The sequence below is a fragment of the Methanosarcina sp. A14 genome (genome assembly GCF_001729375.1).
Classification (GTDB): Archaea; Halobacteriota; Methanosarcinia; order Methanosarcinales; family Methanosarcinaceae; genus Methanosarcina; species Methanosarcina barkeri.
In genome coordinates, this window is record NZ_LZPK01000222.1 from 1 (window position 1) to 8,642 (window position 8,642).

Genomic DNA, 8,642 nt, shown 5'->3' on the forward strand with positions numbered 1-8,642 from the left:
GAATCATAACTTAAGCCTGATACTAGTTTTAAGATAGGCTGTTAAAGATTTGATCGGCTGTTAAAGATTTTATCTAAATGTACAATTAGCCTTTGCATGTAATAGCTTCTTTGAAGAACTGCAGGATATGAAGTACTCCAATCCCCGCAGGTTGTATAAATTCTTGTATACATATCGCTGTACTTTTTAATTAATTTGTCCAAAATTTCATAGTATTCATCAGGGAGCGGGCCTCTTATAGATTGAAATTTCTTTTTATTGTCTGCACCTCTTGATAGGTGATAAATTTCCATTGGAAGTGCATAAACTCCAAATCCCTGTTCTTTAGCACTGAGGCAATAATCTACTGCATATAAGTGCCAACCATCACATGTTTTTTCATCAAACTTAAGAACGTCAAAAGTATGTTTTGGAATAATTACAAGGCATTCGTCAAGTGTTTGTACCGGTACGGGCTTTTGTATTCGGTTACCCCACGGCCAAGCTTTCGGAGGTCTACCGTGAGTTATAATATTTCTTCCTCTCTCCGGGTTTGACCTTCCAGACTCACTCATACCAGCTACACCGGCAATTCCTAAATTACTTATAGAATCGAGGAGCTTTTCTGTGTTTTTAAGCCAGGAATCAGTAAGGAAACTCACATCCTGATGCGCAAACATTATATATTTATTCGCAGCTTTTTCCCCGCCGTAGTTAAGAGCTTCAGCTGCGGATTTGAATTCATTAGAAGTATTATCGATCCCGATTAGCTCGAACTTTGCATTTTGGTTCTTCAAACTTTTGAGTAAAAAGTTATTAAATATCTTCTCATTATTATAAACGCAGACAACAGAGATCATTATCTCAACAACCAAGATACACAAAGATTTTTAATATAGCCGATTTTCAATAATATGTGATGCAGATTTATACTATATATAATAATACTGCCAACTTTATAAAATTGTAAAAATTTGGAACTTAATGATAGTCAATGGGCTCATATTCACTCATGTCTTCTTCTGCAACCACAAGTTGAAGTGAGAAAGGTAAATCAAATTGTGGACGGCCACCCAACCCTAAACAGGCTATCCGACAATTATTGGTTGTAATAAAAACGTGCTAAAAAAAGCAAATAAGGCCTTTAAATCAAAAAAGAAGGAATTCTTCATTACCGAAAGTAATTGTCGGACAGCTTATAAAGGAAGGGATATTCATGACCCTCTGCGGTCTTAGTAATAGATTATGTCATCTAGTTATTCTCATTTTAAATTTAGGAAACATCGATTGATGCTGTTTTTTATACGCTGAATTGATATTAATTATGATCAAAAAATGACCTGAATATATCTACTAAAAGTCTGATGTTATACGGATTTACTTTAATTGCATCAAGATAATACGTATTCCAGCCTTTCTTTTTTCCATTAAGATATAACTGCTGACCCATAACAAAATAATAGTGAGCAAGGACGTTTTTATCTTTACTGAAATCTTGGAAATGTTTCTTTAAAATTAATTTATATGCAGTATTCAAAGCAACCGGGTTACTAGAGATACTATCCTCTTGATAAAATGATTTTACCAATGGCTCATCAATACAGCTAAAGTTATAGTATTTTGAAATTCTAAGCCATAATTCCCAATCCTGTAATCTAGGAAGGCTCTCGTCAAACATTCCTACTTTTTTAAAACATTCTGCGTTTACCACAGCAACTTGAGTTGTCACAAAATTTCCATATAGAAGAATATCGTGAATGTTTCCCTCTTTTTTGGTTATATCGTCGGAAGGAACATAGTAAGTAATACCATCTTTAATTCTATGAAATCCTGTATAAACGACACCAACCTCATCTGAAGCTTTCTTGAAAGCTTTCATTTGTTTTTCCAATTTATCTGGCAACCATTCATCATCGCTATCTTGAAAAGCAATATATTTACCTTTAGCAAGTTTTATTCCGGTATTACGGGCTGCACTTCCACCTTTATTTTTCTGATGCTTAACGTATCTAATTCTTGTATCAGTAAAGCCATTTATTATCTCTTCTGTATTATCTCCTGATCCATCATCCACAACTATAATTTCAAAGTCTTGATACATTTGATCCAGCACACTCTGGATTGCCCTACCAACTAAGTGTGCTCTATTATAAGTTGGGAGAATTACACTGACTGTCGGTTTTTCGTTAAGCATGTAGTTTCACATCACTAAATTCATTGTATATATTCTCCAACTTCTCAACCTGCACTACCAAATCGTATTCCTGTTCCACATGTTCCCTTCCAGCTTGTCCCATCAAAACCCAAACTTCCGGATGCTCAACCAAACACTCAATAGAATTGTTTAGAATAAATTTACTCATCCAGATACGGAGCAGTGTAACTTTCTTATCAGCATTACCTCATAAATATACTATGACAAGAAAATATCATTAGCCATAATATAAACTGAACCTTAACTGTCACCATCGAAGCAACGCTTAGGGACTTTATATTAAAGTAATTAAATTTGTAACATATTCATTAAGAGGTAATAGTTGGAATTAATTTTATATATTATATAAGTAATTGGTGAAAGGTTCTTTATAACCATTACTGGAGAAACAATGTCACTAGCAAAAAAAACCGCCTCCGCTGTGGCGTGGGTAACTCTAATTACTATATTCACCAGAATACTTAGTTTTGTAACTCAATTAGTCTTAGCCAGAATCCTTTCGCCAGCAGATTTCGGCTTACTTGCCATAGGTTTACTAGCCATCAATAGCATGGGAATATTCCGTGATCTTGGTTTCGGTGCAACACTTATCTACAAAAAAGATGATACAGATCACACTGCGGCAAACACTGCTTTTATCTTGCTACCTATTTTTGCCCTGGCGCTCTTTTTGATAGCATACTTTTCAGCATCTTATATTGCCACGTTCTTTAACAATGCGGCTGTTGGACCAATAGTTCAGGTCCTTGCACTGACCTTTGTTATCTCTTCATTTGGAACAGTCCCATCCATGTTGCTTGAAAAAGAACTTGAGTTTAAGAAAAAGGTATTGCCAGAGACTGTTCCGGTTATAGGTTATGCCCTTGTTGCCATATTATTGGCAATGGAAGGGCATGGGGTATGGAGCTTAGTGTATGGACAGATCGTATCTGCAATTCTAACAGCCGGATTAATATGGTTGATTTCGGACTGGAGGCCTACATTCAAGTTCGATCTAAAGATTGCAAAGGTTTTATTTGATTATGGAAAGCATTTAATGGGTGCAAGCATCATTATTTTTCTTGTTACGAACGTCGATGATGCAATTGTAGGAAGAGTACTTGGAATGGAAGCTCTCGGATTTTATACGCTTGCATATACAATATCTAATCTTCCAGCTACACAGATCACAAACCTTGTTAGCAGAGTTATGTTCCCTTTGTATTCAAAATTACAGGACGATCGAGATGCTTTAAGAAGTGCTTATCTTAAGACGCTTCAGTATGTGTCAATGCTCTCAATTCCTGCAGCACTTGGAATATTTGTTATAGCGCCAAATTTTGTTAGCGTTATGCTTGGAGACAAGTGGCTGCCTGCCGTACCAGCAATGCGAGTATTATGCATATACGGACTGTTTAGGTCTCTAAACGGGACAATCGGACCAATGTTTCAGGCAACTGGAAATCCAAAGGTTTTGGAGAATACTGCGCTTTTAAATCTAATTCTATTTTGTATACTTCTGCTTCCTTTGATACAAAAAAGTGATATTATTGTTGTGAGTATCGCTGGGACATTACCACAAATAATTATTTTCTATATACTGACCAAATTAATACCCAAAATAATAGACCTGGATATTTGGGATATGTGTAGAACTATCAGGATCTTTGCTTTTTCTGGAGTTGTAGCTACGATATTTACGCTGCTTTTAGGACTCTATTTTACAAGTCCTTCAATAATTTCATTGGTTATTTCTATCATAATGTTTGCACTGATATACATAACAATAATAATTATTTTTGACAGAAATATATTTTCAGATTTTAAAAGTTTAGGTCTTCTTACATAAGATTACTTTTTCTGAGATACAATTGCGCATTGAAATGTAAAAAAAGCCACGAAAAATGAGCATTGAAATGTAAAAAAAGTCACGAAAAATCCAACATGACAGCACTTTTGCAAAGCTTGTAAAGATATTCGATCCTTTGTGAACCTGCACTTAGGAGTACGATCAAATCACAATAACTATTAAAAACATTTTTAATTAAATATAGTCACTTTTTGCTCTTAATTTCTTAGTTCAACATAAATTTATTTTATATAAAGTTTTCATTGATATTTATCAAAAATACCGCTCAAAGCTTTTTCCATTGCGTTCCAACTGTATTCTTTAATGCATTTTTCCCTTGCTTTATTTCCGAGCATCTGAGCCTCATTTTCATTATCCAAAATCCAACGGATATTATCAGACAAAGCTCCTATATTTCCAGGTTCAACAATTAACCCACAGCCGTCTAATATTTTAGATAAATCTGAAACATTAGTTGCTACAATCGGTTTTGCCATAGCCATGGCATCAAAAACTTTAGCAGGTACCTGTCCCACTGCACTTGGTGTTGAATGTTGAGGCAACACCACCATATCTGCCATCGAAAGAAATTCAGGGATTTTGGAAAAGGGCTGCATTCCAAAAATCTGGATATTATTCGTCTCTAATCGTTTTAATTTTCTTGAGTATTCGTCATCATTTGCACCAACGATAACTACCTTCAAATCCCTTCGTTCGATCTTTTTTACAGCTTCAATAATATCTTCTACTCCTTTATGTGGGCGAGGAGTACCAAAGAACATAATCAGTTTTTCGTTAGTAAATCCATATTTTTTTCTAAAAAGCTGTCCATTGAACTTTTGAGGATCAAAAGCCTCAGTATCACGTCCATGAGGCACAATGATCCCACCAAATTTGTTTTGCAGAAATGTTGAGGATACGGTAATATCATTAGCTAAAAAGGCTAATTTTTCCATTAAGTAAGTATATGCAAGCCCATTTGGAGACCTCATCGACGAACAAAATTCTATAAAGAATTGAGATTTTGATTGTAGATGAAAACCAACTTCCCAATCGTCTACATCCAACACGAGAGGTAACTTAGAAGATAATTTTTTAAGTAATCCAATTCCATAGCTTGTAGGTCGGGGTTTAACTGCATATATCACATCACCATCAATGAGCTCAAGCATTTTCCTGGCTGATGAGGCAAAACGTGGGTACATACCACCCGGAACAGACACATAGTTGAAATCACCAGCAACAGGTTCCCAGATACCGTCTCCAAAAATAGGACCTATTATTTCTACATCATATAAACGTTGCAACGCTTTTGCAAGTACATGAGCCCTTCCAAGACAATTATGCGATAAATCATAGGAAAGTATAGAAATTTTCATACTATTCCTTTCGAGTTTTTAACCATTATACTCGCTCTCAACAAACTCTCAAAAGTCCCGGCATCGCTCCAGAAGCCTTCAAGGACTCCATATTTCATTACTCCTTTGTTTATATAATAATTGTTTACATCAGTGATTTCCAGTTCTCCTCTTCCAGAAGGCTTGAGAGTTTTAATTGCACTAAAGACCTTTGAATCATAAATATAAAGTCCTGTAACTGCAAAATTAGATTTTGGCTCTTTTGGTTTTTCCTCGATTCCTATTACTTTATCGCCTTTCAGCTCTGCTACTCCAAATCTATGAGCATCAGGCACTTCTTTTAAGAAAATCCTGGCGCCGTCATTAAAGCTTGCAACGTCCTCTTTGATATCGTCCTGGAAGATATTATCTCCGAGAATGACAGTTACACTGTCCCCATCAACAAAATCTTCAGCTAAACTAAGTGCCTGAGCAATACCTCCGGCCTGTTCCTGAATTTCATAGGTAAAGTGCACTCCATGATCTGCACCTGACCCAAGAAGTTCAAGAAAATGCCCGGCATGACCTCGACCTGATACGATCATTATTTCTTTAATGCCTGCGTTAATGAGAGTCTGGATAGGATAAAATATCATTGGCTTATCATAGACAGGCAACAGGTGCTTGTTTGTAACTTTAGTCAGGGGATAAAGCCTGCTGCCGGTACCGCCTGCGAGTATTACGCCTTTCATACATTTCTCTCCTTCATATAATCCTTAAGTGCCTCTTTCCAGTGCCTCATAGATTTGGTTTTAGTATTTACAAGAACCGAATACTTTGGACGCCTGGCTTTCATTGGAAATTCCTCACTTGTACAGGGAACAGTATTACTTATGACTGCCGATGCAAACTCGTACCAGGAACATATACCCTCGTTTGTCACATGGTATATCCCGGCTTTAAGTTCAACAATCTCCATGATCTTATTAGCGAGATCTACGGTATAGGTGGGTTTCCCAAACTGGTCATTAACAACTTTGACCTGCTCCATCTCACCGGATAGTCTCAGCATTGTTTCTACAAAGTTCTTTCCATGCATACCAAAAAGCCAGGAAATCCGGATAATTCTATAATCATTCAAGTTTTCTGCAATTTTTTGTTCACCAAGAAGTTTTGAACGACCGTATACATTAATAGGATCAACAGGAGTATCGAATTCTAGATACTCTTTTTTTGATCCATTGAATACATAGTCTGTGCTGAAGTGTATAAGGGTTGCACCTACTTCACTGCAGGCTTCAGCGATATATCCAGGCCCATACCCATTAACCATAAATGCAAGTTCCTGACGGTCTTCACAACCTTCAACATCAGTATAGGCTGCTGCATTAATCACCAGATTCGGGTTTATTTTTCGTATAGATTCGAGTACCTGCTCTCTGTCTGTGATGTCAATGTCTTTATGCGTCAGTTTCACAGCGTCCGGAAACACTTTGCAAAGGTCGAATCCGAGCATCCCGTCGGCACCAATGATCAGCGTTTTAATGGTTCCCACCACCATCGATTTTCAACATACCACTTGACCGTTTGCTCAAGGGCACTATCAAAATCATATTTTGGCTTCCAGCCCATTTTCTCCAGTTTACTGCCGTCAAGGGAGTAACGAAAATCGTGGCCTTTTCGGTCTTCAACGTATTCGATTGAAGATTCATCTTTGCCAAGCATTTTAAGAAGACGATGAGTGATTTCAAGGTTTGTAAGCTCGTTTCCACCATCTATATTGTAGATTTCTCCACTGCTTCCGTTGTGAAGAACAAAATCAACTGCAGAACAATGGTCTTCAACATAAATCCAGTCCCGGATATTCAGGCCGGTGCCATAGACGGGAACCTTTTTCCCTTCCATCAATCTGCTAATGAAGAATGGGATTAGTTTTTCAGGATACTGATAAGGTCCGAAGTTATTTGTGCATCGAGTTATGCAAACGGGCAGGCCGTAGGTTGTGTAGTAGGACTTTGCAAGAAGATCGGAACCTGCTTTGCTTGAAGAATAAGGACTTGAAGGGTTAAGGTTGTCCTTTTCAGTAAAAGAACCTTCCATGGTACTTCCGTATACTTCATCAGTTGACACATGAATAAATTTTTTAATATTGTGTGCAAGTGCGCTTTGCAAAAGGGTATTTGTTCCGAGCACATTTGTTCTGACAAAAACCGAACCATCCTCAATTGAACGGTCAACATGACTTTCAGCTGCAAAATGCACAACACAATTGACTTTTTTCATTACTTCATTGACAGCTTGAAGATCACAGATATCCCCTTGCATAAAAGAGTAATTGGGGTTATTTTCAATATCCTTAAGATTGGCTGGATTTCCAGCATAGGTTAGCTTGTCAATGTTTACAATTTGGTAGTTGGGATACTTTTTGAGCATGTAATGAATAAAGTTGCTGCCTATGAATCCGCAGCCCCCTGTAACCAGAAGTCTCATTCAGGCCACCTCTGTGTGTTAATAAATATTTGGAACTTTAATAGAATATATACCAATAAATTACTATTGATGGAGAAAAATTTATCCAGGTTTTAAAAATTCATTTTTGCTCCTTCTAATTTTGGGAGTAACAGATCCTTCGGAGAGGTCTTTATATCCTCAGCTTTTATCTTCCAATCAATATTCAATGACGAGTCATTATAGATAACCCCTGCTTCAGCTTCAGGATGATAGTATTCATCACATTTATATTGAAAGATGGCAGTTTCGCTCAGTACGGAAAAACCATGAGCAAAGCCTTTAGGAATTAAAAACTGCCTTTTGTTTTCAGCGGAGAGTTCAACCCCAACCCAATCCAGAAAAGTAGGGGAATTTTTCCTTAGATCTACTGCAACGTCGTAGACTTTACCTTGCACAACCCTTATAAGTTTCGCCTGACTAAAAGGACCCAGCTGGTAGTGTAGACCGCGAATTACTCCATAAGACGACTTTGACTCATTATCCTGGACAAAAGTGTATTCTTTTTCTAAAAGACTATCCAGAGTTTTCTTATTATAACTTTCAAAAAAATAGCCCCGGTCATCATCAAATACTTTAGGCTCGAATATAAAGAGATCTCTTATTTTTGTGTTTATTACCTTCACCGTTCTCAGCTCCTCCCATAAACATCATCAAACCTGACAATGTCCGCTTCGTCTACAAGCTCCCCTAACTGCACTTCAATAATCTCAAGCGGAATTTTTCCCGGATTGGACAATCTGTGTTTTTCACCTGCGCTGATAAAAGTACTCTC

General features: G+C 37.1%; 8 protein-coding genes and 1 pseudogene. 1 reads left to right on the top strand and 8 read right to left on the bottom strand.

Features of this window, described 5'->3' with window-relative positions:
* Window positions 1-41: 41 nt before the first annotated feature.
* Window positions 42-839, bottom strand: a complete 798-nt coding sequence (locus A9239_RS11010) for a glycosyltransferase (protein ID WP_048121350.1) — start codon at window positions 837-839, stop codon at window positions 42-44.
* A 458-nt stretch (window positions 840-1,297) separates the two neighbouring features.
* On the bottom strand, window positions 1,298-2,173 hold the full coding sequence (locus tag A9239_RS11015; protein ID WP_048121352.1) for a glycosyltransferase family 2 protein: 876 nt from the start codon (window positions 2,171-2,173) through the stop codon (window positions 1,298-1,300).
* Between the two features lie 412 nt (window positions 2,174-2,585).
* On the opposite strand from A9239_RS11015, the gene A9239_RS11020 reads away from it, so the two are divergent.
* Window positions 2,586-4,022, top strand: coding sequence for an MOP flippase family protein (locus tag A9239_RS11020; protein ID WP_048121354.1), 1,437 nt, complete (start codon window positions 2,586-2,588; stop codon window positions 4,020-4,022).
* A gap of 260 nt (window positions 4,023-4,282) precedes the next feature.
* On the opposite strand, the gene A9239_RS11025 is transcribed toward A9239_RS11020, so the two are convergent.
* The 6 genes and pseudogenes from A9239_RS11025 to cpsB form a co-directional block, all read right to left on the bottom strand.
* Window positions 4,283-5,401, bottom strand: coding sequence for a glycosyltransferase family 4 protein (locus tag A9239_RS11025; protein WP_048121356.1), 1,119 nt, complete (start codon window positions 5,399-5,401; stop codon window positions 4,283-4,285).
* Entirely contained in the window at window positions 5,398-6,111 is a 714-nt protein-coding gene (locus A9239_RS11030) for a sugar phosphate nucleotidyltransferase (protein ID WP_048121358.1), read from the bottom strand. Before A9239_RS11030 ends, A9239_RS11025 begins: the two co-directional genes overlap by 4 nt.
* Window positions 6,108-6,920, bottom strand: coding sequence for a dTDP-4-dehydrorhamnose reductase (rfbD, locus tag A9239_RS11035; protein WP_048121360.1), 813 nt, complete (start codon window positions 6,918-6,920; stop codon window positions 6,108-6,110). The genes A9239_RS11030 and rfbD overlap by 4 nt, the downstream gene beginning before the upstream one ends.
* Window positions 6,893-7,849, bottom strand: coding sequence for a dTDP-glucose 4,6-dehydratase (gene rfbB / locus A9239_RS11040; RefSeq protein ID WP_048121362.1), 957 nt, complete (start codon window positions 7,847-7,849; stop codon window positions 6,893-6,895). The genes rfbD and rfbB overlap by 28 nt, the downstream gene beginning before the upstream one ends.
* A gap of 92 nt (window positions 7,850-7,941) precedes the next feature.
* The gene (rfbC, locus tag A9239_RS11045) at window positions 7,942-8,493 is read right to left on the bottom strand and encodes a dTDP-4-dehydrorhamnose 3,5-epimerase (RefSeq protein ID WP_048121364.1); all 552 of its coding nucleotides are present in this window, start codon (window positions 8,491-8,493) and stop codon (window positions 7,942-7,944) included.
* Window positions 8,494-8,498: 5 nt separating this feature from the next.
* Window positions 8,499-8,642, bottom strand: a pseudogene (cpsB, locus tag A9239_RS18375) (mannose-1-phosphate guanylyltransferase/mannose-6-phosphate isomerase); the annotation flags it as partial.